General features: G+C 70.7%; 26 protein-coding genes. 11 read left to right on the top strand and 15 right to left on the bottom strand.

The window, feature by feature from the left end:
* Window positions 1-178: 178 nt before the first annotated feature.
* The 6 genes from lnt to ACFXK0_RS20325 all read right to left on the bottom strand — a co-directional run bounded on the left by lnt (window position 179) and on the right by ACFXK0_RS20325 (window position 6,515).
* Entirely contained in the window at window positions 179-1,747 is a 1,569-nt protein-coding gene (lnt, locus tag ACFXK0_RS20350; protein WP_379412075.1) for an apolipoprotein N-acyltransferase, read from the bottom strand.
* Window positions 1,748-2,234: 487 nt separating this feature from the next.
* The gene (locus ACFXK0_RS20345; RefSeq protein ID WP_379412073.1) at window positions 2,235-3,827 is read right to left on the bottom strand and encodes an amidohydrolase; all 1,593 of its coding nucleotides are present in this window, start codon (window positions 3,825-3,827) and stop codon (window positions 2,235-2,237) included.
* Between the two features lie 30 nt (window positions 3,828-3,857).
* Complete coding sequence (locus ACFXK0_RS20340; protein WP_379412072.1) at window positions 3,858-4,061, bottom strand: hypothetical protein; 204 nt, start codon at window positions 4,059-4,061, stop codon at window positions 3,858-3,860.
* A gap of 47 nt (window positions 4,062-4,108) precedes the next feature.
* Complete coding sequence (locus ACFXK0_RS20335) at window positions 4,109-4,603, bottom strand: FxsA family protein (protein WP_379412070.1); 495 nt, start codon at window positions 4,601-4,603, stop codon at window positions 4,109-4,111.
* A gap of 63 nt (window positions 4,604-4,666) precedes the next feature.
* Entirely contained in the window at window positions 4,667-5,326 is a 660-nt protein-coding gene (locus ACFXK0_RS20330) for a response regulator (RefSeq protein ID WP_379412069.1), read from the bottom strand.
* A gap of 22 nt (window positions 5,327-5,348) precedes the next feature.
* Entirely contained in the window at window positions 5,349-6,515 is a 1,167-nt protein-coding gene (locus ACFXK0_RS20325; RefSeq protein ID WP_379412068.1) for a sensor histidine kinase, read from the bottom strand.
* A 56-nt stretch (window positions 6,516-6,571) separates the two neighbouring features.
* On the opposite strand from ACFXK0_RS20325, the gene ACFXK0_RS20320 reads away from it, so the two are divergent.
* Window positions 6,572-7,339 carry a TSUP family transporter gene (locus ACFXK0_RS20320; RefSeq protein WP_379412066.1) on the top strand — a complete coding sequence of 256 codons (768 nt, stop codon included), beginning with the start codon at window positions 6,572-6,574 and terminating at the stop codon, window positions 7,337-7,339.
* Here the strand turns inward: ACFXK0_RS20320 and ACFXK0_RS20315 are convergent.
* Window positions 7,336-7,929, bottom strand: a complete 594-nt coding sequence (locus ACFXK0_RS20315; RefSeq protein WP_379412065.1) for a helix-turn-helix domain-containing protein — start codon at window positions 7,927-7,929, stop codon at window positions 7,336-7,338. The genes ACFXK0_RS20320 and ACFXK0_RS20315 overlap by 4 nt on opposite strands.
* Window positions 7,930-8,164: 235 nt before the next feature.
* Between ACFXK0_RS20315 and ACFXK0_RS20310 the strand changes: the two genes are divergently transcribed.
* Genes ACFXK0_RS20310 through ACFXK0_RS20300 form a run of 3 tightly spaced genes read left to right on the top strand, consistent with a single transcriptional unit; the run spans window position 8,165 to window position 11,960 of the window.
* A complete protein-coding gene (locus ACFXK0_RS20310; RefSeq protein ID WP_379412064.1) occupies window positions 8,165-9,697 on the top strand; it encodes a TldD/PmbA family protein in 1,533 nt (510 codons plus the stop codon).
* An 11-nt stretch (window positions 9,698-9,708) separates the two neighbouring features.
* Complete coding sequence (locus tag ACFXK0_RS20305) at window positions 9,709-11,088, top strand: metallopeptidase TldD-related protein (RefSeq protein WP_379412164.1); 1,380 nt, start codon at window positions 9,709-9,711, stop codon at window positions 11,086-11,088.
* Between the two features lie 35 nt (window positions 11,089-11,123).
* Window positions 11,124-11,960, top strand: a complete 837-nt coding sequence (locus tag ACFXK0_RS20300; protein WP_379412063.1) for an HAD family hydrolase — start codon at window positions 11,124-11,126, stop codon at window positions 11,958-11,960.
* Window positions 11,961-12,055: 95 nt separating this feature from the next.
* On the opposite strand, the gene ACFXK0_RS20295 is transcribed toward ACFXK0_RS20300, so the two are convergent.
* Window positions 12,056-13,264 carry an erythromycin esterase family protein gene (locus tag ACFXK0_RS20295; RefSeq protein WP_379412062.1) on the bottom strand — a complete coding sequence of 403 codons (1,209 nt, stop codon included), beginning with the start codon at window positions 13,262-13,264 and terminating at the stop codon, window positions 12,056-12,058.
* An 81-nt stretch (window positions 13,265-13,345) separates the two neighbouring features.
* Here ACFXK0_RS20295 and ACFXK0_RS20290 point away from each other — a divergent pair, with 81 nt between their 5' ends.
* Window positions 13,346-14,071 carry a TioE family transcriptional regulator gene (locus ACFXK0_RS20290; RefSeq protein WP_379412061.1) on the top strand — a complete coding sequence of 242 codons (726 nt, stop codon included), beginning with the start codon at window positions 13,346-13,348 and terminating at the stop codon, window positions 14,069-14,071.
* A 9-nt stretch (window positions 14,072-14,080) separates the two neighbouring features.
* Here the strand turns inward: ACFXK0_RS20290 and ACFXK0_RS20285 are convergent, their stop codons facing one another.
* Complete coding sequence (locus tag ACFXK0_RS20285) at window positions 14,081-15,370, bottom strand: acetyl-CoA C-acyltransferase (RefSeq protein WP_379412060.1); 1,290 nt, start codon at window positions 15,368-15,370, stop codon at window positions 14,081-14,083.
* 78 nt (window positions 15,371-15,448) lie between these two features.
* The gene (locus ACFXK0_RS20280; RefSeq protein WP_379412059.1) at window positions 15,449-15,829 is read right to left on the bottom strand and encodes a PPOX class F420-dependent oxidoreductase; all 381 of its coding nucleotides are present in this window, start codon (window positions 15,827-15,829) and stop codon (window positions 15,449-15,451) included.
* 133 nt (window positions 15,830-15,962) lie between these two features.
* Between ACFXK0_RS20280 and ACFXK0_RS20275 the strand changes: the two genes are divergently transcribed.
* From ACFXK0_RS20275 to ACFXK0_RS20265, 3 genes are all read left to right on the top strand, one after another.
* On the top strand, window positions 15,963-16,679 hold the full coding sequence (locus ACFXK0_RS20275) for a glyoxalase (protein ID WP_379412058.1): 717 nt from the start codon (window positions 15,963-15,965) through the stop codon (window positions 16,677-16,679).
* On the top strand, window positions 16,676-17,182 hold the full coding sequence (locus ACFXK0_RS20270) for a GNAT family N-acetyltransferase (protein ID WP_379412057.1): 507 nt from the start codon (window positions 16,676-16,678) through the stop codon (window positions 17,180-17,182). The genes ACFXK0_RS20275 and ACFXK0_RS20270 overlap by 4 nt, the downstream gene beginning before the upstream one ends.
* Before the next feature lie 76 nt (window positions 17,183-17,258).
* The gene (locus tag ACFXK0_RS20265) at window positions 17,259-18,017 is read left to right on the top strand and encodes a 2-phosphosulfolactate phosphatase (protein WP_379412056.1); all 759 of its coding nucleotides are present in this window, start codon (window positions 17,259-17,261) and stop codon (window positions 18,015-18,017) included.
* A 98-nt stretch (window positions 18,018-18,115) separates the two neighbouring features.
* Here ACFXK0_RS20265 and ACFXK0_RS20260 read toward each other — a convergent pair whose 3' ends face one another.
* Entirely contained in the window at window positions 18,116-18,643 is a 528-nt protein-coding gene (locus tag ACFXK0_RS20260) for a hypothetical protein (protein WP_379412055.1), read from the bottom strand.
* Between the two features lie 351 nt (window positions 18,644-18,994).
* On the opposite strand from ACFXK0_RS20260, the gene ACFXK0_RS20255 reads away from it, so the two are divergent.
* Window positions 18,995-20,617 carry an MFS transporter gene (locus tag ACFXK0_RS20255; protein ID WP_379412054.1) on the top strand — a complete coding sequence of 541 codons (1,623 nt, stop codon included), beginning with the start codon at window positions 18,995-18,997 and terminating at the stop codon, window positions 20,615-20,617.
* Between the two features lie 72 nt (window positions 20,618-20,689).
* Window positions 20,690-20,953: a helix-turn-helix domain-containing protein gene (locus ACFXK0_RS20250; RefSeq protein ID WP_379412053.1), complete on the top strand. Its 264-nt coding sequence runs from the start codon at window positions 20,690-20,692 to the stop codon at window positions 20,951-20,953.
* A 13-nt stretch (window positions 20,954-20,966) separates the two neighbouring features.
* Here the strand turns inward: ACFXK0_RS20250 and map are convergent, their stop codons facing one another.
* From map to ACFXK0_RS20230, 4 genes are all read right to left on the bottom strand, one after another.
* Entirely contained in the window at window positions 20,967-21,734 is a 768-nt protein-coding gene (gene map / locus ACFXK0_RS20245) for a type I methionyl aminopeptidase (RefSeq protein WP_379412052.1), read from the bottom strand.
* A gap of 66 nt (window positions 21,735-21,800) precedes the next feature.
* Window positions 21,801-22,610: a mycofactocin-coupled SDR family oxidoreductase gene (locus ACFXK0_RS20240; protein ID WP_379412051.1), complete on the bottom strand. Its 810-nt coding sequence runs from the start codon at window positions 22,608-22,610 to the stop codon at window positions 21,801-21,803.
* A 71-nt stretch (window positions 22,611-22,681) separates the two neighbouring features.
* A complete protein-coding gene (locus ACFXK0_RS20235) occupies window positions 22,682-23,173 on the bottom strand; it encodes a nuclear transport factor 2 family protein (RefSeq protein WP_379412050.1) in 492 nt (163 codons plus the stop codon).
* Window positions 23,174-23,193: 20 nt separating this feature from the next.
* Window positions 23,194-23,763 carry a hypothetical protein gene (locus ACFXK0_RS20230; RefSeq protein WP_379412049.1) on the bottom strand — a complete coding sequence of 190 codons (570 nt, stop codon included), beginning with the start codon at window positions 23,761-23,763 and terminating at the stop codon, window positions 23,194-23,196.
* Between the two features lie 200 nt (window positions 23,764-23,963).
* Between ACFXK0_RS20230 and ACFXK0_RS20225 the strand changes: the two genes are divergently transcribed.
* Window positions 23,964-25,139, top strand: coding sequence for a Rieske 2Fe-2S domain-containing protein (locus ACFXK0_RS20225; RefSeq protein WP_379412048.1), 1,176 nt, complete (start codon window positions 23,964-23,966; stop codon window positions 25,137-25,139).
* Window positions 25,140-25,162: the final 23 nt, after the last annotated feature.

Below are 25,162 nucleotides of genomic sequence, written 5' to 3'. Positions count from 1 at the left end.
CACGACTCCCCGAGCAGCGCCCGGGCACACGAGGGCCCAGGGCGTGGCTTTTCCACGCCCATGATTCGGAGTACTCCGGCAGCCGGATGGCTACCGATGTGGATTTATTTCGAGCTCAACGGATTACACCCCTGCAGCAGCAACTTTCGGCCGCTTCCCCCGGGTTGAAACAAACCGCTTATTCAGAATTGTCCGAACTCCGCACATGCCGCGTCGGATTCACTCGGCGACGTCGGTAGAACACCAACCCGACGCCGATCGCGCACAGGATAACGGAAGCCAGTTCGGGGGCTGGGCCGATTCGCGTAGCGATTGTCGCCGTGTCGCGCAACGGTAGACTGGCCACCAGCGCGGCCGGCACCACCTGCGCGCTCTGTTGAGCGAGCGCGCCGTCGGCGGTGATGATCGCGCTGACCCCGGTGGTGGCCGAGACCACCAGTGCCCGGCCGTGTTCCACGGCCCGCACCCGCGACATCGCCAATTGCTGATACGTCATCTCGCTCTCGCCGAAGGTGGCGTTGTTGGTCGGCACCGTCAGCAATTGCGCGCCCGCAGCGAGAGATTCCCGAAATGCCCGATCGAAGGCGACTTCGTAACAGGTGGCCACGCCGATCGGGATGCCGGCGGCCGTGACCGTTCCGTCACCTGTTCCCGGAACGAAATATCCGGCACGGTCGGCATAGGAAGAGAACAATCGGAAGAAACTACGCATCGGCAGGTATTCGCCGAAGGGCTGGATGATCTTCTTGTCGTGCCGTTCCCCCGGGCCCGCCGCGCCGTTCCAGACGATCACCGAGTTGGTGGTGGTGCGGTCGCCGTTCACGAGCACGGCGCCGACCAGGATCGGGGCGCCGATGCGGGTCGAGGCGCGGGTGATCTCGGCGGCGGCGTCGGCATTGCGCAGGGGATCGATGTCGGAGGAGTTCTCCGGCCAGATCACCACGTCGGGGCGCGGGGACTCGCCGCGCTCGACCGCGTCGGCGAGTTCCACGGTGCGCCGGACGTGGTTGTCCAGGACGGCGCGGCGCTGGGCGTTGAAGTCCAGGCCCAGGCGCGGCACGCTGCCCTGGACGGCCGCCACCGTGACCGACCGGTGGCCGGCGTCCGGGGCGGGCAGCGTCGACCGGAGGATCAACCCGGCGACCGGCAGGACGGCTACGGTCACCACCGCCACGACGAATCCCGTGCGGACGGCCCGGCCGGCGGGGCGCGGCGCCGGGGTGCGCCACCACGCCAGCGCCCGCAGCGCCAGCGCGGCCAGGGCGGTGCCCGTCAGCGCGACGGCGAAGCCGACCAGCGGTGCGCCACCGTAGGCGGCCAGCGACAGGTACCAGCCGTCGGCCTGGCCGAAAGCGATTCGGCCCCAGGGGAATCCACCGAAGGGCACGCTGGACCTGGCCCATTCGGTGGTGGTCCAGGCCAGCGCGAGCCACACCGGCCAGCCCGGCAGCGCCGAGAGCCACCGCGCCAGCACACCCCACAGCCCGAAGAACACCGCGCACGCGGTCGAGAGCGCCAGCCACGGCACCGGCCCGACATAGATCCCGGTCCACGGCAGCAACGGCAGGAAGAACGCCAGCCCACCCAGGAACCCGTACCCGAAACCGGCCCGCAGCTTCCCCGGCCCCCGCACCGCGAGGGTCAGCAGGGCGATCGCGACCGGCGCGAGGAACCACCACGGACGCGGGGGGAAACTGGCGAACAACAGCAACCCACCGACCACCGCCGCGAGTATCCGCCACAGCATGGCGCCTTGCGTCCGGCCGATACCGGCGCCCGACCCGTCGCTGCACTCCGTCGACCCTGCGGACTGCCCACTCACCACAGACGATGCCGCCCTGTCTCCGGCCGCCCCGGCGCGCGGCTCTCCGGTCGATGGGTCGCTGCACTCCGCCGACCCGGCACGCTGCCCCCTCACCGCAGACGGCCCTGCCGGCTCTCCGCCCGACGCGTCCCCGTCCTCTGCCGACCCGGCGCGCTGCCCGCTGACCGCACACGATCCCACCGCACTTGCGGCCGGCCCGGTGCGACGGTCACTCGCCGGTACTGCCTCCGGCCCCGCCGACCCGGTATCGGGGTCGGGCGTGGCGCCGGTGGACAAGGCCGCCACCCGGACTGCGTCGGCCGTCGCTGCCGGGCCCGGCTCGTCCGGCGTGCGGGCCTCGGCGTCGGGGCGCTGGCCGGTGGCGGGGTCGATCATGGTGGGAGACTCCGTGATTCGTCTGCGGCGGTGGTCAGGCGGAATAGATCGTCGTGCCGTTGTGCACCGTGCGCAGGCAGGTGGGCAGGTCGGCGCCGGGGGCGAGGACCGGCAGACCGGGTACGCGCGAGCGCGGGTCGGTGGACCAGCGCTGGACCGTGTCGGCGGCCGCGGCGACGACGAGGTCGCCGGCGTCCCAGACCGCGTAGGAGGCGGGGGCGCCGGGGACCAGGGTGCCCCCGATTCCGTCGCGAACCCCGCCGGCGCGCCAGGCGCCCCGGGTCGCGGCGGCGAAGGCGGCGCGCGGGGACACACCGTGGCCGGTGGTGCGGTGGTGGACGGCGGCGCGGATCTGTTCCCACGGATTCATCACCGTGACGGGAGCGTCGGAGCCGATGGCGAGGGTGATGCCCGCGGCGGCCATGGCGGCGAACGGGTTCAGGCCGACGGCGCGCTCGGCGCCCAGGCGGGTGGCGTACATGCCGTCGGGGCCACCCCAGGCTGCGTCGAAGCCCGGCTGCACCGAGGCGATGGCGCCCACGGCGGCGAGCTGCTCGATCGCGGCGGCATCGATCATTTCCGCGTGTTCGACCCGGTGCCCGCGCGCGGCGACCGCCGGACCGCCCAGTTCGGCGGCGACCCGGGCGAATCCGGCGACCACGGTGTCCATGGCCGCGTCGCCGATGGCGTGGAAACCGGCCTGGATGCCCGCCTCGGTACAGGCGCGCAGGTGGGCGGTGACAGTGTCGGCGTCGAGGAAGCTCTTGCCGCAGCCCGCGGCATCGGCGTAGGACTCGCGCAGCAGGGCGGTGTGCGAGCCGAGCGAGCCGTCGACGAACAGGTCGCCGCCGAGGGCGTGTACGCCGAGTTCGGCCACCAGTGCGCGGGCTTCGTCGGCGCTGGACACGGCCTCGCCCCAGTAGGCGCGCACCTGGACGCCGTGCTCGAAGGTGAGCAGTTCGCGGACGTCGTCGCGACCGGAGATATCGGGTCCCGCGCATTCGTGCACGGCCACGATGCCGTGGGCGGCGGCGTCGTCGAGGGCGGCGGCGCGGGCCCGATCACGCTGTGCGCGACCGAGTTCGGCGAAGGCGACGGTTCGTACGCGGTGGTGGGCGTCGGCGCGCAGCGGGGCGCCGCGCTCGAAACCGTCACCGAGCGGCCCGGCCGCGTCGAGCAGCGCCGAGGACGCGACGGCCGAGTGCGCGTCGACGCGCGCCAGGTAGACCAGCCGGCCGGGGCCCGCGGCGTCATCGAGTTCGGCGGCGGTCGGCGGCCTGCCGTCGGCCCAGGTGGTGTCGTCCCAGCCTTCGCCGATGATCACCCCGTCGGGCTGACGCTGTGCCTGCGCGCGCACCGCGGCGAGCAGCTCGGCCCGCGACGCGGCGCCGCTGAGGTCGAGTCCGGTCAGTTGCAGGCCGAGGGCGGTCACGTGCACGTGCGGGTCGACGAACGCGGGCGCGACGAAGGCGCCGTCGAGGTCGACGATCTCCGCGCCGGGGTGCATGGCCCGGCCGGGCGCCTCGGCGCCGAGCCACACCACGGTGCCGTCGGTGACCGCCATGGCGGTCGCGTCCGGGGAGCTGGAACTGTAGAAACGACCGCCGATCAGCAACTGGGTACTCACGGTCCCCCAGTCTGCCGTATCGGCGATTCGTCAGGTCGGCAGGGACAGCACCGCGTGCACGTCGCCGACGCGCAAGCCGGCGGGAGTGTGCCCGCCCGCCTCGGCGGCGATGAGTTCGAGTCGCCAGGCGGCGACGGTGAAATCCGACATGGACTGTCCGGCAGCGGTGGACGCTTTGCGCACCGCGTCGGCCAGTTCCTCGCTCACCGTGACGGTGATCTGCTCGGTGGCCATCCGGACACTGTAGACCTTCGGCCGCCGGAAGACGGCATCGCCGGGAATCAGGCGGGCCCGAGAGCCCTTGGGCCACTGGCGTGCCCGTCGTCGTACCACTGGCCGACGACGACGCCGTCGACCACGTCGCCACTGTCGGCGTCGACCACCATGCCGCGATACGGCGCCGGTGCGAACGACGGCAGTGGCCCGAAGCGGCGGGTACCGAGCTTCTCGAGCACCGGGCGCAGCAGCGCGCGCGTCGGCGGGAACAGGGCGAGCAGGCCGACCACACCGGTGACCAGGCCGGGCACGAACAGCAGCACCGAGCCGGTGGCGACCAGCAACCCGTCGGCGACCGCGCTCTCGGCGGTGACCTCACCGCGCGCGGCCCGGCGGAACCGGTCGAAGACCCGCCTGCCCTGCGCGCCGAGCAGCAGCAACCCCACACCGGACACCGCGACCAGCACGAGCAGGGCCCAGCCGACGCCGATCAGCTGGGCGAGACCGATCAGGGCGGCGATCTCGACGACGAGGTAGAGCACGAACAGCAGGGCGGTCATGGCGATCCTTTCGGACGATCTCCCCGTACAACGTACGAGCGGCCGATTTTTCTCCCGGCCGTCTCAACCGCCCGGTCGCACCAGCCCGGTCTCGTAGGCCAGCACCACCGCCTGCACCCGGTCACGCAGCCCGAGTTTGGCCAGCACCCGGCCGACGTGGGTCTTCACCGTCGCCTCCGACAGGAACAGCGCGGCGGCGATCTCGGCATTGGAGCGGCCTGCGGCGATCTGTTCGAGCACCTCGCGTTCGCGGGCGGTGAGCACATCGAGCACACCCGGGTCGCGCAGCCCGCCGGGGTCGTCGGCGACGAGCCGGTCGAGCAGGCGTTTGGTGACCTTCGGCGAGACCACCGCGTCCCCGGCGGCGACGCTGCGGATCGCCGAGACGAGATCCTCGGGCGGGGTGTCCTTGAGCAGGAAACCGCTGGCACCGGCGCGCAGCGCGCCGAGGGCGTGTTCGTCGAGGTCGAAGGTGGTCATGACCAGCACCCGGACCCCGTCGCCCGCCGCCACGATCCGCCCGGTGGCGGTGACGCCGTCCACGACCGGCATCCGCACATCCATGAGCACCACATCGGGCCGCAACTCCCCCGCCCGGCGCACCGCTTCGTCGCCGTTGCTCGCCTCACCGACCACGTCGATGTCCGGATGCGCCCCGAGCACCATCTTCAGACCCATTCGCATGAGTTCCTGATCGTCCACCACAAGCACGCTGATCGGCACCGACCCACCCTAACGCCGCGATTCAGTCGTGGTCGGTGCGCAGCGGCAGACCGGCGCGTACCTGCCAGCGCCCGTCGTCGAGGCGGCCCGCCGTCAGCGTGCCGCCCAGTACCGCGACCCGTTCGCGCATGCCGACCAGTCCCATGCCACCGCCGGCCGGCGCGCTGGGCTGCGCGGGCAGCCCGCCGCTGTCGAGGACCTCGACGATCACCTCGTCGTCGCGGCGGTGCACCCGCACCTCGGCCTTGGGGCTCGCCCCGGCGTGGCGCAGGGTGTTGGTGAGCGATTCCTGCACGATCCGGTGCACGCCCAGGCTCACCTCGGGCGCGATGTCGTCGAGTTCGCCGGACAGTTCCAGGTCGACGGCCAGGCCCGCCTCGCGCATCATCTCGACCACCTTCGCGATGCCGGCACTGCCGTGTTGCGGGAGCAGTTCCGGTGCGTGTTCGGTACGCAGCAGGGCGACGGTGCGGCGCAGTTCGCGCAGGGCGTCGCGCCCGGTGCCCGCGATGGTGGCCAGGGCCCGCTCGGCGGTGTCGGGGTCCTGGCGCAGGGCGTACTTCGCGCCGTCGGCCTGCACGATGATCACGCTCACCGCGTGCGCGACCACATCGTGCAGTTCGCGCGCGATGCGGGTGCGTTCGGCGGCGACGGCCTCGTGGGCGCGGCGTTCCTTGTCGTAGTCGGCCACCGCCAGCCGGGCGGCGACCTCGGCGTCGTAGGCGTGCCGGGCGCCGTTGAACTCGGCCAGCGTCCAGCACAGCGCGTAGATCACCCAGACCAGCGCGATGTCGCCGCCCTCCGGCTCGCGCAGCAGCCACAGCGACAGCCCGAGGTCGATGCCGAGGCAGGCGAGGTAGATCAGCCCGTCGCGGCGGCCGACGTAGGCCACCAGGGTGTAGAGCATCACCCCGAGCCCGATCAGCGCGACATGGCCGGTGGTGTTGCCACCGACCGCGGCGGTCACCAGCGTGCACACCACCGACAGCCCGAACATCGTCGCCGCCACGGCCCGCGGGTGGACCCGGCGCAGGATCAGCGGCAGCGGCAGGATCGCCGAGAACACCAGGTAGACGACCTTGTGTGGCTCGCCGGCGACGCCGAACGCATCGAGCACCCCGAGGAAGATCGCGAGGAGCAGGTCCGCGACGACGGGTCGGTCGCGGAGCCACAAACTGAACCGGCGCACCGGTCAAGACTAGGCCGGGGTTCGCTTTTCCCGCGTGATCTTGATTGCCTGGTCGGGTGCAACTCGGAGACTGGACGGTTCTGCTGGTGGCCGCCGCGGCGGCCGGCTGGGTCGACGCCGTGGTCGGCGGCGGCGGGCTGATCATCCTGCCGACGCTGTTGCTGGTCGTGCCCGGTATCACCCCGCAGACCGCGCTGGGCACCAACAAGCTGGCCGCGCTCGCCGGCACCGCTACCGCGGTGGCGACCTTCGCGCGCCGGGTGCCGATGCAGTGGCAGGTCCTGCTGCCCGGTGCGGTGATCGCCGCGATCACCGCGGCCTGCGGTGCGGCGGCGGTGTCGCTGATCGACCGTGATCTGTTCATCCCGCTGGTCATGGTGGTGCTGGTCGGTGTCGCGCTGTTCGTGACGGTGCGGCCCTCGGTCGGCATGACGATGGCGACGCATCCGCCGACGCGGCGCAAGGTGATCCTGGTCGTCGCCCTGGCGGCCGGGCTGATCGGTCTCTACGACGGCCTGCTCGGGCCGGGCACCGGCACCTTCCTCATCATCACCTTCGCGACCCTGCTCGGCACCGAGTTCGTGCGGGCCGCGGCGATGGCGAAGGTGATCAACTGCGGGTCGAACGTGGGCGCGCTGCTGTTCCTCGGCGCGACCGGGCACATCCTGTGGGGACTCGGGGCAGGCATGGCGGTGGCGAATGTGGCCGGTGCGCTGGTGGGTTCGCGGATGGCGCTGGCCAAGGGGGCGGGGTTCGTGCGGATCGTGCTGCTGGTGGTCGTGGTGGTGATGGTGCTGCGGCTGGGCTGGCAGCAGTTCGGCTAGCGGGCCGGTTCGACCGGCGCCGAGGCTGCGAGCCAGGGTTGCAGCACCCGTGAGGTGGTCTCGTGGATCTTGCGATGCAGGTGCTCGCCGTCCTCGATGCTGTGCTGGGGCTGCTGGAACAGCACCGTCAGCGCGCCCGAGACCGCGCCGACCACGGCGCCGACCAGTGCGGCGGCGCCGATCTCGTCGAGTTCGTGCGGGAACGCCGCGTGCAGCTGCCGGGCGATCTCGCGCTGGGCGACCAGCTGGGCGTGCGCGGCGCGGCCGCTCACCGCGGGCACCGTGCGCGAGACCTGGGCCCGCAGCGCGGCGATGCGCGAACTCAGGTCGCCCGCGCGATGCTCGCCGGGGTTGTCGCCTGCCGCGCGCAGGGCCCGCAGCAGCACCTCCACCGGACGCTCGCCGGGGCGGCGGGTGGCGATGGCGGCCACGGCCGCGCGCACCCGGTCGTCGGGCTCGGGGAAGAGCAGCTCTTCCTTGCTGGCGAAGTAGTTGAAGAAGGTGCGGGTGCCGACCTCGGCCTCGGCCGCGATGTCGGCGACGGTCGTCTCCTCATAGCCTCTGGCCTCGAACAATCCGACGGCGGCCACGAGGATCGCACGGCGGGTTCGTTCCCTTTTTCGATCGCGGAGGGCGGATGGCGGCACGGCGGGCACCCTACGGCATTCGCGCTGTTCCCGGCGGGATGACCGCGGTCCGCGCGTCCGGCGTCGAGGCTTGTCCGGACCGCTGTTTCGTGCGCCGCGACGCGAAATGCGCACTGGCAGCGGACACGTTCGGCGGCGCGAGCCCCGCGTGTCGGTGGCACCGGCTAGCGTAGGCCCGGTGACAGCTACCCCGACTTCCAGGGCTGTGGACGAGGAATTCCGTGCGCTCGGGCTCGCCGCACTGGCCGAGGCCGCGTTGTCGGCCGCCCGCGCGGCCGGCGCCGAACACGCCGATCTGCGGGTGCACCGGCTGGTGACGCAATCGATCCGGCTGCGCGACGGCCGGGTCGAGGCGGTCACCGACGCGACCCAGCTGGGTCTGGCGGTGCGCGTGATCGTCGACGGCACCTGGGGTTTCGCCTCCCATGCCGCACTCACCGCCGAGACCGCCGCCGAGGTGGCACGCCGCGCGGTGACCGTCGCTCGCGCGCTGCGCGCGCTGAACCGGGAGCGGGTGGAACTGGCCGGCGAGCCGCGCTACGACAACGTGTCCTGGGTGTCGGCCTATGAGGTGGATCCGTTCGCGGTGCCGACGGCGGAGAAAGTGGCGCTGCTGCAGGACTATTCGGAGCGGTTGTCCGCGGCCGACGGTGTCGACCACGTGACCGCCTCGGTGCTGCAGGTCAAGGAGCAGACCTTCTACGCCGACACCGCGGGCTCGGCGATCACCCAGCAGCGGGTGCGCCTGCACCCCCAGCTCGAAGCGGTGACCGTCGATTCCGCGTCGGGCGTGTTCGAGACCATGCGCACGCTGGCCGCGCCGGCAGGCCGCGGCTGGGAATATGTCACCGGCGCCGACGGAACCTGGGACTGGACCGGCGAACTCGCGCGGATCCCCGGCTGGCTGGCCGAGAAGGTGAAGGCGCCCAGCGTCGTCGCCGGTCCCACCGACCTGGTGATCGACCCGACCAACCTGTGGCTGACCATCCACGAATCCATCGGCCACGCCACCGAATACGACCGCGCCATCGGCTACGAATCCGCCTACGCGGGCACCTCGTTCGCCACCCCCGACCAGCTGGGCACGCTGCAATACGGCACGCCGATCATGCATGTCACCGGCGACCGGACCCAGGTCAACGGGCTGGCCACTGTCGGCTACGACGACGAGGGCGTGGCCGGGCAGCACTGGGATCTGGTGCGCGACGGTGTCCTGGTCGGCTATCAGCTGGACCGGGTGTTCGCGCCACGGCTGGGACTGGAGCGGTCCAACGGGTGCTCCTACGCCGACTCGCCGCATCACGTGCCGATCCAGCGGATGGCCAATGTGTCGCTGCAGCCGGATCCGGACCGCGACACCAGCACCGCCGAGCTCATCGCGCGCGTCGAGGACGGTATCTACATCGTCGGCGACAAGTCGTGGTCGATCGATATGCAGCGCTACAACTTCCAGTTCACCGGGCAGCGGTTCTTCCGGATCCGCAACGGGGAGTTGGCCGGTCAGCTCCGCGATGTCGCCTATCAGGCTACGACCACCGATTTCTGGGGGTCGATGGAAGCGGTCGGCGGGCCGAGTACCTGGCAGCTCGGTGGCGCGTTCAACTGCGGTAAGGCACAGCCCGGGCAGGTCGCTGCGGTCAGTCACGGCTGCCCGTCGGTGCTGGTGCGCGGGGTCAATGTTCTCAACACCCGGACGGAGGGCGGACAGTGACCGAGACAGGCGTGTTCCCGGCGGGCGCGGTGGTCGAGCGGGCGCTGGCGGCTTCCAAGGCCGACGAGGCGATCGTGATCGTCACCGACGCGCACGACGCCTCGCTGCGCTGGGCGGGCAATTCGATGACCACCAACGGATCGTCGGTCTCGCGCGACTGGGCGGTCATCTCGGTGCTGCGCGACGGCCCGAACGCGGCCAAGGTGGGCAGCATCAGCTCCACCAGCGTCGACCCGGCCGAGATCGAGGCGGTGGTGCGCGCGAGCGAGGAGGCCGCCCGGGTGGCGACTCCGGCGCGCGACGCGATGCCGCTGCTCGAACCCAGCGACGACGACACCGCGACCTGGGACCACGCACCCGGCGCCACCGGGATCGACGTGTTCGCCGGTCTGGCGCGCGATCTGTCGACCGGTTTCGACGGCGCCGACCGCCTCTACGGTTTCGCCCACCACCAGGTGCACACCACCTGGCTGGGCACCTCCACCGGGATCCGCCGCCGATACAGCCAGCCGACCGGTTCGGTGGAGATCAACGGCAAACGCGGCGAAGGCACGGAGCTGGCGAGCGCGTGGGTGGGTGTCGGCACCGCCGATTTCACCGATGTGGACACGCCCGGTCTGCTGGCCGAGCTGTCGCGACGGCTGGGCTGGGCACAGCGCCGGGTCGAGCTGCCCGCCGGCCGCTACGAAACGCTGCTGCCGCCGTCGGCGGTGGCGGATCTGATGATCTATCTCGCCTGGTCGATGGAGGGCCGGGGCGCGCACGAGGGGCACACCGCGTTCTCGCGCGCCGGTGGGACCCGCATCGGTGAGCGGCTCGGCGACATCCCGTTGACGCTGTACTCGGATCCGGCCGCGAGCGGGCTCGAGTACCGGCCGTTCGTGGCGACGCCGTCGTCGTCGGAATCGCTGTCGGTGTTCGACAACGGCCTGCCCGCGCAGCGGGTCGACTGGATCGGGTCGGGGGTGATCGAGTCGCTGGTCTACCCGCGCGCGACCGCCGCCGAGTTCGCCGCGCCCGCCACCGTGCCGGGCGAGAATCTGCTGCTCACCGGCGGCAGCGAGGCCACCCTCGACGACATGATCGCGCGCACCGAACGCGGTCTGCTGCTCACCTGCCTCTGGTACATCCGCGAGGTGGACCCGGCCACCCTGCTGCTGACCGGATTGACCCGCGACGGGGTGTATCTGGTCGAGAACGGCGAGGTGACCGGCGCGGTGAACAACTTCCGCTTCAACGAGAGCCCCCTCGACCTGTTACGCCGGATCTCGGAGGCGGGCGCCTCGCAGATCACCCTGCCGCGCGAATGGAAGGACTGGTTCACCCGCACCGCCATGCCCCCGCTGCGGATTCCCGATTTCCACATGTCCTCGGTGAGCCAGGCCACCTGAGCACCGGCTCGAACGGGTCGTGACAGCATGGTCCGGTGACTGACATCCGGATGTTCGCCACCGACCTGGACGGCACCCTGCTGCGCTCGGACCGCACCGTCTCCGCGCGCACCGCGGCGGCCATGGCGAGTGCGCAGCGCGCCGGGATCGAGGTGGTCTGGGCGACGGCGCGGGCCCGGCATTCGGTGCGCGAGCTCGCGCGGTCATGTGGTTTCCGGGGGAAGGCGGTGTGCGCCAACGGTGCCGTGCTGCTGGATCTTGCCACCGGCGAGCCGGAGATCGTCGACACCGTGTCGATCGACGCCGAGTCGGCGGGCGCGGCCATGACGCGGCTGCGCGCACTGGTCCCCGGTGTCGTGTTCGCCACGGTGGGCGCCACCCAGTTCGTCGCCGAGCCCGCCTATGCCGCGCTGTGCGAGTTCGCCGACCATCACCGCGATCCGCGCGCAATGGTGGTGTCGGACACGCTGCCGACACAGTCCGAACCGATGGTCAAGATCGTCGCCCGTCATCCCGAGATACCGGGTGCCGACCTGTTCCGGACGACGGCGGCGCTCGGCATCGCCGGTGTGGAACTCACCCACTCCGGTGCGCCGTACATGGAGATGGCTGCCGCGGGCGTGTCCAAGGCCAGTGCGCTGGCGCGGTTGTGCGCGATCGACGGCATCGAGCGGTCGTCGGTGGTGGCGGCGGGTGACGCACCCAACGATATCGCCATGCTGACCTGGGCGGGTACCGCGCTGGTACCCGCCGGTGCCCCGGCGGAGGTCATCGCGCTGGCCGACCGCGTGCTGGCGGGCAACGATGCCGACGGAGTGGCCGAGTACCTGGAGGAACTGGTGGCGTCACAGTCGCGGGCGCCACGCGGGTGATCCGCTGACGGTGGGGTCGACGTGTCGCCGGACCCCCGTTCGCGGGCCGGCGCCACCAACCGGCGCCACTGGAGCAACCTGCGCAACCGGCGCTGTCACCGGTCCGTTGTCAGCTGACCTGCCTCGCCGCGTGCCCGTGCGAGATAGCGCTCATAGCCGTTGCCGGGCAGCAGCTGACCCGCGCTCAGGTGCAGGATGGCTTCGGCCCCGGCGACGGTGTCGGGGTCTAGCGGAAAGTAGCCCTGGTAGGGGGTGGTGTCGGTGCGGGTGTCCGCGGTGCCGATCGCCGAGGCGCGGGTGATGCCCCAGGTCGGGGTGCGGTCCTGGAGCGCGCGCTCGTAGGTGCCGGGTGCGGGGTCGCCGAGGTCGAGGGTGGCGCTGCGGCCGAGACTGCCGAGCACCACCGTGTATTGCTCGCCCAGGAGCGCGCCGAGGATTTCTCCCGCGCCGGCCCAGGTGAGGTCCATCGGCCCCATGCGCATGGTGCTCGCCGTGCGGCGCAGGTGCAGGTTGTGCGCGTAGACCAGGGTCGGGCCGCGGCGGGCTTCATCGGTCCTGATGTCGAGCAGGTTCTGTGCCATGAGGGCGTCGCGGGTGGCCGAGAGCCGGGACCAGCGGGCCGCATCGTCCAGCGGCTGCGCGGCCTGCCGGTGATAGCGGAGCAGGCCCAGTCCGGCGGTGAGATGGATTGCCGCCCTGCGCCATTCGGTGTACGAGGTGGCCTCGATGCGTTCCGGTGCCCGGGAGTAGAGGGTGACGAGCAGATCGTCGGCGAGCACCCGCAGCTGATCGGCCGCCGCGGTGGCGCCCGGGGAAACCGCCGCGTCCATGACCGCCTCGGTGCGGCTCCACCGGTCGTCCGCGCCGGCCAAATCGGCGATCTCGAGGTCGAGATCCAGGTAGTCGCGGGCGAATTCGAGGTAGCGACGGGGGCTGGGCGCGCTCATGGTCTCCATCGTGGCGTCGAAGCCGTGGCAGGTGACCTGCTCGGCGGCGGGCCGGCCGGCGTTGTATGCGCGCAGCCAGGTGAGGAGTTCGCGATTGGCCGGCTGCTCGCCGAAGCCGTGGGTGAAACCCGAGCGCAGCACCTCGTCGAGGGTGCCTGGCCCACCGCGCACGTAGTCGTTCACGGCGAGGGCGGCGACCCGGTCGGTTTCCAGGGCGATCGATCGGAACCCGTGGTCGACCAGCCGGGCGAGCAGTTCGTTGCGCAGCAGGGCGAAGCCGGGTTCGCGATGGGTGGGTTCTCCCAGCGCCAGCACGGTACACGAGGTCGGGACGAAGCTCTCAATTTCCTGGCTCATGTGTCTCCATCGTATCGTTGAAAGAACGGTGGAGACTTCGGCGCGGTCACCATCGGAATTGTGCCGTAAAGTCTCCAACCGGTGAGAAACCTACGACCGGCGGACCTGGCGCGTGAACACGGCATCTCGACCCAGGCGGTCCGCAACTACGAAGAGGCCGGGTACCTCCCGCCCGCCGAACGGACCCCCACCGGCTACCGGATCTACACCGGCACGCACGCGGCCGCGCTGCGCGCCTACCTCGCGCTGATCCCCGCCTACGGGCACGCGACGGCGGGCGCGATCATGCTCGCACTCCACGACGGCGACCTGGACCAGGCGCTCACGGTCATCGATCGCGGCCACCACCGGCTGCTCCGCGACCGCGAGACACTCGCCGCGGTCCGCCGGGCCGTCGACCACCTCACCTCCGAATCCACCGAATCCACCGAATCCGCGGACCTGCCCGATCTCCCCGCCGGCACCAGGACCATCGGCGAACTCGCGCACCGGCTCCAGGTCACCCCGGCGACCCTGCGCGCCTGGGAGGACGCCGGAATCCTCACCCCCACACGCGATCCCGCCACCGGCTACCGGCGCTACGGCCCCACCGATCTCCGTGACGCCGAACTCGCCCACCTGCTGCGCCGCGGCGGCTACCTCCTCGACCGGATCGCCACGGTCGTGCGGCAGGTCCGCGCGGCGGGCAGCACCGAGGAACTCGCCGCCACACTCGACCAGTGGCAGCGAAGACTCACCACCCAGGGCGCCGACATGCTCGACGCCGCCGCCGAACTGAGCCGCTACCGCGCCGCGCTACCCCCATAGCGCCACCGCTCACACGCGCTCGAGCACCGCCGAGGCGCCGATGCCACCGGCCGCGCAGATCCCCAGCAGCGCGGTCTCTTTGCCGGTCCGCGCGAGCTCGTTGGCCATGGTGGTCACCATGCGCGCGCCGGTGGCGCCGAACGGATGACCCAGCGAGATCGACCCGCCGTGCACATTGAGCCGATCGATGTCGACCGCGCCGACCGGTTCGTCGCGGCCCAGCCGCGCCTTGGCCCATTCGGTGCTCTCCAGCATGCGCAGCACCGAGAGGGTCTGTGCGGCGAAGGCCTCGTGGATGTCGACGAGATCGATGTCGGCCAGCGACATTCCGGCCTTGTCGAGTGCGCGCGGCATCGAGATCGCCGGGCCGATGAGTACCTGGTCGGCCGGGTCGACACTGACGAAGCTCCACGACCGGAACGCGGCCAGCGGCGTGTAGCCGAGTGCGCGCGCCTTCGCCTCGCTCATGAGCAGCACTGCCGAGGCTCCGTCGGTGAGCGGGCTGGCATTGCCCGCGGTGACAGTGCCGCCCTCGGCGAAGACCGGTCGCAGCGTGGACAGTTTCTCGATACTGGTGCCGGCGCGGACCAGGCCGTCGGTCTCGATCCGGGTGCCCGCAGGCGTGGTCAGCGGAACCACCTCGTCGTCGAAGCGGCCCGAGGCGATCGCGGCGGCGGCGCGCTGGTGTGAGCGGGCGGCGAAGGCGTCCTGGTCGGCGCGGCTGATGCCGTTGATCCTGGCCATCTTCTCGGCCGACTCCCCCATCACCTCGCCGGTGGTGCGTTCGGCGATCTTGGGCTGACGCGGCAGCACATCGGTGAACGGCGCGAGCTGGCGCACCACATCGAGGTAGTCCTTGGCCTTCGGCTTCCCCAGGGCGACCGGCGCGACCGCGTGCACCACCTTCTGGGGCAGCTTGATCTCGGCATTGCTGGTGGAATCGCTGCCACCGGCGATCATGATGTCGTATTCGCCGCGCTCGATCGCGGCCGCCGCCGAGGTGACCGCCTGCAGGCCGGAGGCGCAGGCCCGGGTCACGGTGTAGCCCTCGCACCCGAAATCGAGGTTCAGGTCGAGGGCCACCTCGCGGGCGATATTGGGCGCGTGACTGGGCAGCACCACCCCGCCCCACACGATGGACTGGATCTCGGCCGGCGCGATGCCGCTGCGGTCGAGCAGGCCACGCACCGCCGCTCCCGCCAGGGCGATGCTGTCGAGGCGGGTGAAATCGGTGAACGCGCGCACGAACGGGGTCCGTGCGCCCGCGACGATGACTGCCCGATTGCGTGTGTCGGCCATGTGGGATCCCTTCGACAAGTGTCCGCCGGGTCCCCACAGTATCCGATACCGTCAGTACCGGATATAGGTTCGGGGTTTTCAGGCGGGGGTGATCTCGATGCCGATGGTGCCTGCCTTGCCGCGCCGCAGATTGCTGCCCAGAATGACCAGCGGCCCGGTCAGCCAGTACTTGCGGCGCAGCCAGGAACGCACCCGCTCGGTCTCGCCGGCGTCGAGCAGCCGGGCGGTGCCGGTCACGATCTCGCCGCGAGCGTCACCCTTGGCGTTGCAGGGTTGCAGGGTGACCTCGGGATTGCGCCGGATCCGCTTGACCTTCCAGCTGTCGGTGACGGTCCAGACATAGAGCTTGTCCTCGCGCGCGACGGCCCACAGGGGCGTTCCCACCGGCGTCCCGTCCTTGCGAAAAGTGGTGAGCAGTACGAAGTTCGCGGTCCCGGCCTCGCCCAAGCGGTTGGTCATATCCGAAGCCTAGCGCCGTCGCCACCGGACCGCCGCCGAGCAGCCGGCCGGACCGCCGCAAATGGTACGGGCGGTTTCGCGAAAGTCTTCTTAACCTCGGAGCCGACCGACTCGTTCTCCGGAAGGGCTACCGATGACCGACACCGCAGTGCCGATGCTGTGGGGTGGCGAACTGCCGAGCACCCTCGACTTCTACCGCGCACTCGGCTTCACCGTCACCCATGAACAGACCAGGCCCTATGTCTACGGCGTGGTCGAAGCCAACGGGTGCGCCCTGCACTTCACCTCGGCGCCACCCGGGGTCGAGCTGCCCATCGAGCACGTCGGCGCGCTGCTGATGGTCGACGATGTGGCCGAACGGCACGCCGCGTACACCACCGCGCTGCGTGCGCACTACGGGAAGATCCCGGCCAAAGGCTGCCCGCGGATCACCCGCTTCCGCCCCGGCCAGTCCCGCTTCTCACTGATCGACCCGGTCGGCAACACACTGCTGGTGATCCAGCGCGACGAACCGGCGGAACTCGAGTACGGCGGTTCCCGGCAGCTGACCGGCCTGGCGCGGGTCCTCGACAATGCCCGCATCCTGCGCGATTTCAAGAACGACGACCGCGCCGCGACCCGGGCACTGGAAGTGGGCCTGCGCCGCTTCGGCGCCGCCGCGTCCGCCGCCGACCGGGCCCGCGCCTACGCGGCACTGGCCGAATTCGCCGCCGCCGCGGACGAGACCGACCGGCTCGCCCACTGGCACCGCGAATTCGCCGCGGTCGAGCTCACCGCCGCGGATCACGCGGCCCTGTCCGCCGACCTGGCCGCGCCCGCGCTGCTGACCGAGTGGCTCGCGCAACGGTGACCGGTCACCAGACGGCGCGGCTCATCGCCCCGACATCGCGGCTGCACCGCGCGTGGCTCGACGCGCACGCCGAGTGGGGACCCGGCCGCCACGAGGACGGCTTCGGCCTGACCGCGGCCGACGAGATCGACTCGGCGACCGGGTTCGCGGGCTGGATACGGCGGATGGCCGGCGAATCGGCACAGACCACCTACCGGTGGATCGTCGACGATTCCCAGGTCCTCGGCGGGATCGCGCTGCACCATCAGCTCGACGACCACGTGCGGTGGGCCGGGCACATCGGCTTCGGCATCCGGCCGAGCGCGCGCGGGCACGGGCTGGCCGGCTGGGCGCTGGGGTGCATGCTGGAACGGGCCCGGCGACTCGGCATGGACCGGGTCCTGCTGGTCTGCGCGGCCGGCAATAACGCCTCGGCGCGGACGATCCGCCGGGGCGGCGGCGTCCTCGAAGGTGTTGTCGATACCGAACTCGGTCCCGCGCAACGCTATTGGATCACCCTCTGATCATCGGGCCGAGGTGCCCGCGCCGGTCCCGTTTCGTGATGAACTGGTGGATTGTCCGAGCGACGGGGAGGTTTCGGTGCCACAGTGGGCGCGGCAGGCGGGGTTCGGGATCCGGGTGGAGTGGGGGCGCGGCGGGGCCGCGGTGATCGGGGCGGGCGCTGCCTGTGTGGTGGTCGTCGACGTGTTGTCGTTCACCACCTCGGTCTCGGTGGCGGTCGCGCAGGGAACAGTGGTGTATCCGCACCGGTGGCGCGATGATTCCGCGCGGGCCTTCGCCGACGGACACGACGCCGCGCTGGCAGTCGGGCGGCGGGAGGTGAGTGCCGCGCAGCCATGGTCGTTGTCGCCCGCGGCGATCCGACGGGCCCCGTTCACCGCGCGGCTGGTGCTGCCCTCCCCCAACGGTTCCGCCATCGCGACGGGACTCCGCGGGGCGACGGTGGTCGCGGCGTGCCTGCGCAATCACGGCGCGGTCGCGCGGGAGCTGACCGCGCGGGGCTGGGGCACACCCGCGCACCCGATCGCGATCGTGGCGGCGGGGGAACAGTGGCCCGGCAGCGAGGTCCTGCGCCCCGCACTGGAGGACTGGCTCGGCGCGGGAGCACTCACCGCCTCCCTCCTCGACCACGGCGCCACCGACCCCTCACCCGAAGCATCCTCGGCGGCAAGCACTTTCACGAACCTGGCCGATGTGCCCGCGACGATCACGGACTCCGCGTCCGGGCGCGAACTGGCCGCGATCGGCTTCGCCGACGATGTCGCGCTCGCGACCGAACTCGACGCGGACCAGGTCGCGCCCGTCCTCGTGAACGGCGCATTCACCGCATCACCTTGACCGACACCGACATTCGCGAGGCGGCAGGCAGCGCCGCACCCACCCCCTGCGCGCATCCCCACTACTGCCGGCACACGCCCTACCGCTGACGCACGTCCCTACCGCTGGTTCGCCCCGATGATCCCGCCGATCACCGCGCCGATCACACAGCCCGGAATGGCGCTGACCACCAGGAAGATCAGGCCGATCAGCGCGCCGACGACACAGCCCACCGCGACGCCTGCGACGATATTGCCGGTCTGGTCGATGTGCTGCAACGCCACCGGATTCAGCGCGGGCGCGCCCACCGGAGTGAGGGTGAGTGTCGTGGCCGCGGCGTCGACCTCGGGAATCACCCGCACCGCAGGGCCTGCCACCGTCTGCACGGTGGTCGGGATGAAGCCGACCCGGCTCCCGTCCGGCGCCAGCACGGCGACACCCGCCTCGGGCGTGAGCTCGAAGGTGCCCGCGGTCAGCGCCACCGTCGACGCCGATCCGTCCGGGACGATCGTGGCGGTGTAGGCGACGGCGCCGTCGACGCCGGACACCGCCGCTCCCGGGACCGGGGCGCCGTGCGCGGTGGCCGCGGCGATGCCCGTCGCCGCCACGGTGAGCACTCCGGCGGCCAGCAACTGCCTGAACTTCATGAGTCTTCCCTCCGACTTGCCGACCCGACCTACCCCGGGATCAGCGCCATACCCACCCATGATGCGCCATAGCCATAGCCATAACGCATAACATCCGATCGGAAGAATTCGGGTTACGCGGCGGCACAGCCGCATCCATGCCGGGGCGAACCGGCCGGTGCGCCGTCATTCCACCGGTGAATCACCTGCCAGGACAGGATGACCCGCTCAGCGGGACAAACCGCGAATAACACCAACCCAGCGCTCGCTCGGTCACATACTCCGTGCAGATCTTGTGCGATCCAGATCACATCGCCTCGCGCACGGTCGTTTCCACTCTCGAACGCAGTTCCCGAACATCGGAGCGTGGCCATGTCCACCATTCCTCAAGATCCACCCACCCCGGACCGCACCGACCCGGACAACGACACCGGACGGCTCGACGGCGCCTCGCGTGCCCGCATCTTCGCCGTCCTCGCGGTCATCGTGCTGTTCACCGAGATCGCGCCCATGCAGTACACGATCGTCTCGGCGGCACTACAGAAGATCGCGCCCACCTTCCCCGGCGTCGGCGCCGACATCAACTGGGCCATCATCGTTTTCGGCCTGATCGGCGCGGCCGCGTCCCCGCTGATCGGCAAGATGAGCGATGTCTGGGGCAAGAAGCGGATGTTCCTCATCTGCGGTGTGCTGTTCGTGATCGGCTGCGTCCTGGACGCGACCACCTCGAACTGGGGCATCTTCCTGCTCGGCCGCTGTCTGCAGGCCACCGCCATCGCGACCGCGGTCATCGCCTACGGCCTGATCCGCGACCTGATGCCGCGCAAGTACGTGCCGCTCGGCCTCGGCATCACCGCCACCGGCCTCGGCGTCTCCGCCATCGCCGGTCCGCTGCTCGGCGGCTTCCTGGTCGACAACTACAGCTGGCGGGCGATCTTCTGGTCGCTGGCGATCTTCACCGTGGTGATGCTGCCGCTGGTCTATTTCGTGGTGCCGGAGTCGAAGCTGCGGGTGAAGCAGCGCATCGATGTGGTCGGGGCCGCGCTGCTCGCCGGTGGCGCCGCGCTCATCCTGATCTACCTGGACAAGGGCCACGACTGGGGCTGGAGCAAGCCGACCACCCTGGCGTGGGTGATCACCGGCGTGGTGCTGCTGATCCTGTTCGTGCTGGTGGAGACCCGGGTCGCGCAGCCGATCATGGACATGGGGCTGCTGTTCCATCCGCGGGTCGCGATGGTGCTGGCCGGCGCGCTGTTCGCCTCGCTGCAGATCGGCATCGTGTCCTACGCCATCGCCTACATGTCCCAGACGCCCGACGAGGCGACGGTGACCGCGGGCGTGCAGCAGGGCACCCTCGCCGGGGTGCAGGCCCAGACCGGTCAGCAGCTGCCGCTCGAGGCGGTACTGGTGCACCTGGATCCCGGATACAGCTACGGCAGTGGCTACAGCCTCCTCGAATTCGCGGTGCGCATCGCGCTGCTGGGGGCCGTGGTCACCATGATCTGCGGTGCGCTCGCCGGTGTCATCGCCCGCCGCGTCGGGGCGCGGATCCCGCTGGTGGTCGCGCTGACGATCTTCGTCGGCTCGGCGGTGGCCTTCGCGGTGCTCCCGCATTCCAGCACGGTGTTCCTGCTGGTCAACGCGGTGTTCAGTATCGGCTTCGGCTTCTACTACGCGGCCATGCCGATTCTCATGGTGGAGGCGGTACCGCAGGAACAGCAGGGCATCAGCCTCGGCATGCTCGGTGTCATGCAGTCGATGGGTGTGGCCATCGGCCTGGCCGTGGTCACCGCGTTCCTGCACCAGGCCGCGATGAGCGCGCAGATCAGTGTCGGCGGGCAGCCGGTACCCGACACCCCGATTCCGGACATCTTCGGCGATCAGGGCTATGAGCTGGGCTTCTGGGTCTGCGCGGCGACCTCGCTGGTGGCGCTGGTCCTGGCCGTGACCATGCGGCACGGCCGCACGCCGGCCACCGGTGGCACGGCGTACTGACGCGGGTTCCCCGTCCGGGCCGGTGATCGATGATCATCGGCCCGTCGGCCGTGCCGGGGTACCCTCGATGCCATGGTGCGTCTCCCCCTCAGTCCGGCCCAGGTCGAAGCAGGCCGTCGCCTCGGTCGCCGGCTGCGCACCGCGCGCGGCGAGCGCGAGCTCGGTGAGGTGGCCCAGGCGGCGGGGATCTCGCCGGAGACGCTGCGCAAGATCGAGTCCGGGCGCCTGCCCTCCCCCGCTTTCGGTACCGTCGTCGGCCTGGCCGAGGCGCTGTCGCTGCCGCTGGCCGAGCTCGCCGAGGTCTACCGCGTCGAGCGGGTCGCCGAATCCGCCTGACCCGCGCGGACGCTCAGCCCGCGAGGGTGAGGATGCTCGGCCCGTCGGCGGTGATCGCGATGGTGTGTTCACTGTGCGCGCACCGGGAGCCGTCCGCGGACCGGATCGTCCAGCCGTCGGCGTCGGTGACGACCTGCGCGGTGCCTGCCGCGAACCAGGGCTCGATCGCCACGGTGAGCCCTGGGCGCAGGCGGAAGCCGCGACCGGGACGGCCCGTGTTGGCCACGTGCGGGTCCTCGTGCATGGTGCGGCCGATGCCGTGCCCGCCGAATTCGGTGTTGACCGGATAGCCGTAGTCGCGCGCGACGCCGGCGACGGCGGCGGAGATGTCGCCGAGGTGACCGCCGGGCTGCGCGGCCGCGATGCCGGCGACCAGGGCGTCCTCGGTGGCGCGCACGAGCCGCTGATCGGCCGGATCGGGGGTGCCGACGATGGTGGTCACCGCGGAGTCGGCGGCCCAGCCGTCGATGGTGACGGCCAGATCGGCGGTGAGCACGTCGCCGTCGCGCAGCACATAATCGTGCGGAAGTCCGTGCAGCACCGCGTCGTTGACGGCCAGGCACACGGTGTTGCGGAACGGTCCGCGACCGAACGAGGGCGCGTAGTCCCAGTAGCAGGAGACCGCGCCGCGCTCGCGGATCCGTTCCCGCACATACGCTTCCAGCTCGAGCAGGTTCACCCCGACGGCGGCCTTCGCATGGACGCCGGCCAGCACGTCGGCGACGAACCGGCCGGTCACCCGCATCCGCTCGATCTCCGCGGGCGACTTCAACTCCACCATCACGCCTCCAGTTGGTATTTTCATACCACCCTAGGGTGAGTGGTATAAAAATACCAATCCGGCGGGTCAGCGGTTCAGGTTGCCCATGTCCACCGGGATCTGCGCGCCGGTGACCTGCCCGGCCTCGTCCGAGCACAGCCACGCCACGGCGGCGGCGATGTCACCGGGATCGGTGAGATAGGTGGGCAGCGCGTTCATGAAGATCGGCGCCAGGGTGGCCGCGTGCTTCTCGAACAGCGGGCCCAGCTCCACCATGTTCATCCCGGTGGCCACCCCGGCCGGATGCACGGTGTTGACCCGGATGCTGTACTCGCCCAGCTCATTGGCCATCGTCTTGGCCAGGCCGGTGATGGCGTGCTTGGTGGCGACATAGTGCCCGGTGAACGGCATGCCCTTGAGCCCGGCCACCGAGCTGGTGAACACGATCGCCCCGCCCTCGCCCTGCTCGATCAGGTACGGGATCGCCGCCTTGGCGGTGTGGAAGACACCGGTCAGGTTGACATCGATGGTCTCCTGCCACTGCTCGGCGGTGATCTCCCACGACATCGCACCCGAGCAGATGCCGGCATTGGCCACGACCACATCGAGGCGGCCGAACTGGGCGATACCCGCGTGCAGCGCGGCGCTGAGCGCGTCGAAATCCCGGACGTCGGCCTTGCTCGCGACGATCTTGCCGCCGGCGGCCTCGACCAGGCGCACCGTCTCGGCCAGGTCCTCCTCGGTGGCGCCCGCGTAGGTGGTGCTGGCGAAGTCCGCGCACACATCGATCGCGATGATCGAGGCCCCTTCCTCCGCGAGCCGGACCGCCTCGGAGCGGCCCTGGCCACGGGCCGCACCGGTGATGAAGGCGACCTTGCCTTCGTAGCGTCGCGACATGTCGTACTACCTCCGAACCTCGATGTGCATTATGAACACCTCACCATCGCGCGGCGCCCGGCGTGGCGGAATCACCCGTTTTTCACCCGGCAGTCGGCACCGATCGGGCGGGTGATCGACCAGAGCTGGGTGAAGGTGCAGTGCGCGATCTTCCAGTGACCGTCTTCTACCCGGTATTCGTCGGCGTATTCACCGGTGGTCACCGACTCGGTGCGGTCGAGCATGTTCACCTGCCGGAAACGCAGCGTCCACCGGCCGCTCGCGGACTCCGCGTCGTGCACGGTGATGTCGGGGTGCACACCGTGATGCATGTCGAAGATCACCGGTGCGCCGTCGACCTGCCGCAGCGCGATCGAGGCGAACACCGCGGCCATGCCGTCGGCATCGTGTCTGCCCAGCGTGCCGTAGTCGAGTTCGGCGCCCGCGCGCAGGAAGCAGTCGCGGAAACCGATCGGGTCCTTGGCGTCGCACGCGCGGAAGTAGCGGTGCTTGAGGGCGGTGATCGCCTCGATGGCCTCCAGCCGGGCGATCCGGGCGGCGAGGTCGGTGGTGGTCTCTGGCATGGCGCTCCTGCTCGGCGGGGTCAGTCGCGGGCGAAGCTCGCCCACGCGCGGACGACGACCGCGCCCGTGGCGTCGGTCCCGGCCAGGGTGACATCCACGCGCGCTTCGCCGTCCTGCACGTAACTCTGCGTGATGTGACCGGTGCAGGTCAGCGATTCGCCCGACGGCAGGGCCCGCAGCACCCTGGTGCGGAACCGGCGGATGTTCTCCGCGCCGAGCCAGTCGGTGGCGTAGGTGGCCAGCAGCGCGGTGGCCTGCGGCGAGACCGGTTCGCCCGCACCGGCTTCGGCGGCCGCCCAGGATTCGGCCACCAGGCCGCCGGTGCGGTCGAAGTAGCGGGTCAGCGATTCGGCCGCCGGGCGGGCCGGGGCGCCGGTGCGGATGACGGTCAGCTGGTCACCCGCGCGCGGCGGCGGGCCGAAGAACCGGTGATCGGTTTCGGCGCGCTCGCCCGCGCCGAGGCCGGCGGGCAGGAAAGTCGGCGGCACCACGGGCCGCTCGGCGAGCCGATAGGCCGGATCGTGCGAGCGCGCGGCCTCGGCGAACATCCGGATGGCGTCGGTCTCCAGGACCATCGCGACGGTAGCCATGAGCATTCCTCTCCTGCTGGGGATGGACGCCACGCTAGAACCGCGGTCCGGTTGTGATCGGTTCCTCTCCCGCTGATCGGGACAGCCGCGAGTCCCACCGAAAACATGTCCGCTGACCGGGAGGACGGCGGCGCGGGTGGGCCCTGGGAGCGCGACCATCGGCGCAGCTCATCCCACTCCGTCCGAACATGGAGGTTTCGATGCCGGAGAACCCGCCGAACGGCAGCACACTCGACGCGACCGCCGACTACCGGCAGATCGAGGCCGCCGACGCGCCGACGCGTTTCGCCCGCGGCTGGCACTGCCTCGGCCTGCTCTCGTCGTTCCGCGACGGCAAGCCGCACGAAGTCAAGGCCTTCGGTACCACGCTGGTGGTGTTCCAGTCCGAGTCCGACGGCGCGCTGCACGTGCTCGACGGCTTCTGCCGCCACATGGGCGGCAACCTCGCCCACGGCACGGTCAAGGGCGACTCGATCGCCTGCCCGTTCCACGACTGGCGCTGGGGCGGCAACGGCAAGTGCACCGCGATCCCCTACGCGCGCCGGGTGCCCCCGCTGGCCAAGACCCGCTCCTGGCCGACCCTCGAGCGCAACGGCCAGCTCTACATCTGGCACGACCCGCAGGGCAGCAAGCCCACCGACGAGGTGACCATCCCCGAGATCGAGGGCTATGGCACCGACGAGTGGACCGACTGGACCTGGAACTCGATGCTCATCGAAGGCTCGCACTGTCGCGAGATCGTCGACAACGTCGTCGACATGGCGCATTTCTTCTACGTGCACTACGCGTTCCCGCGCTACTTCAAGAATGTTTTCGAGGGGCACACCGCCACCCAGTACATGCGCTCGACCCCGCGCCAGGATATCGAGGTCGGCACCAACTATGACGACCCGAACTCCACCTTACGTTCGGACGCTTCGTATTTCGGCCCGTCGTACATGATCGACTGGCTCTGGAGCGAGGCCCAGGGCATGACGATCGAGACGGTGCTGATCAACTGCCACTACCCCGTCAGCGACAACTCTTTCGTGCTCCAGTACGGCGCGATGGTGAAGAAGCCGCAGGGCATGTCCGACGACGACGCGACCGCCATGGCCGCCCAGTTCGCCGCGGGCGTCGAGGTCGGCTTCGAACAGGACATCGAGATCTGGAAGAACAAGGCCCCGATCGACAACCCGCTGCTGTCGGAGGAGGACGGGCCGGTCTACCAGCTGCGCCGCTGGTACAAGCAGTTCTATGTCGACGTCGAGGACGTCACCGAGGACATGACCAAGCGCTTCGAATTCGAGATCGACACCGAACGCGCGGTGACCAGCTGGGAGGCCGAGGTGGCCGACAACATCGCCCGCGGCGCCGTGCTGAACACCATGTCCTGACACTGATCACTCCGAACAGAAAG

Origin of the sequence: Nocardia sp. NPDC059177, from assembly GCF_042755165.1 — a bacterium.
Taxonomy (GTDB): domain Bacteria; phylum Actinomycetota; class Actinomycetes; order Mycobacteriales; family Mycobacteriaceae; genus Nocardia.
This window is presented reverse-complemented; position numbering and strand designations above follow the sequence as displayed.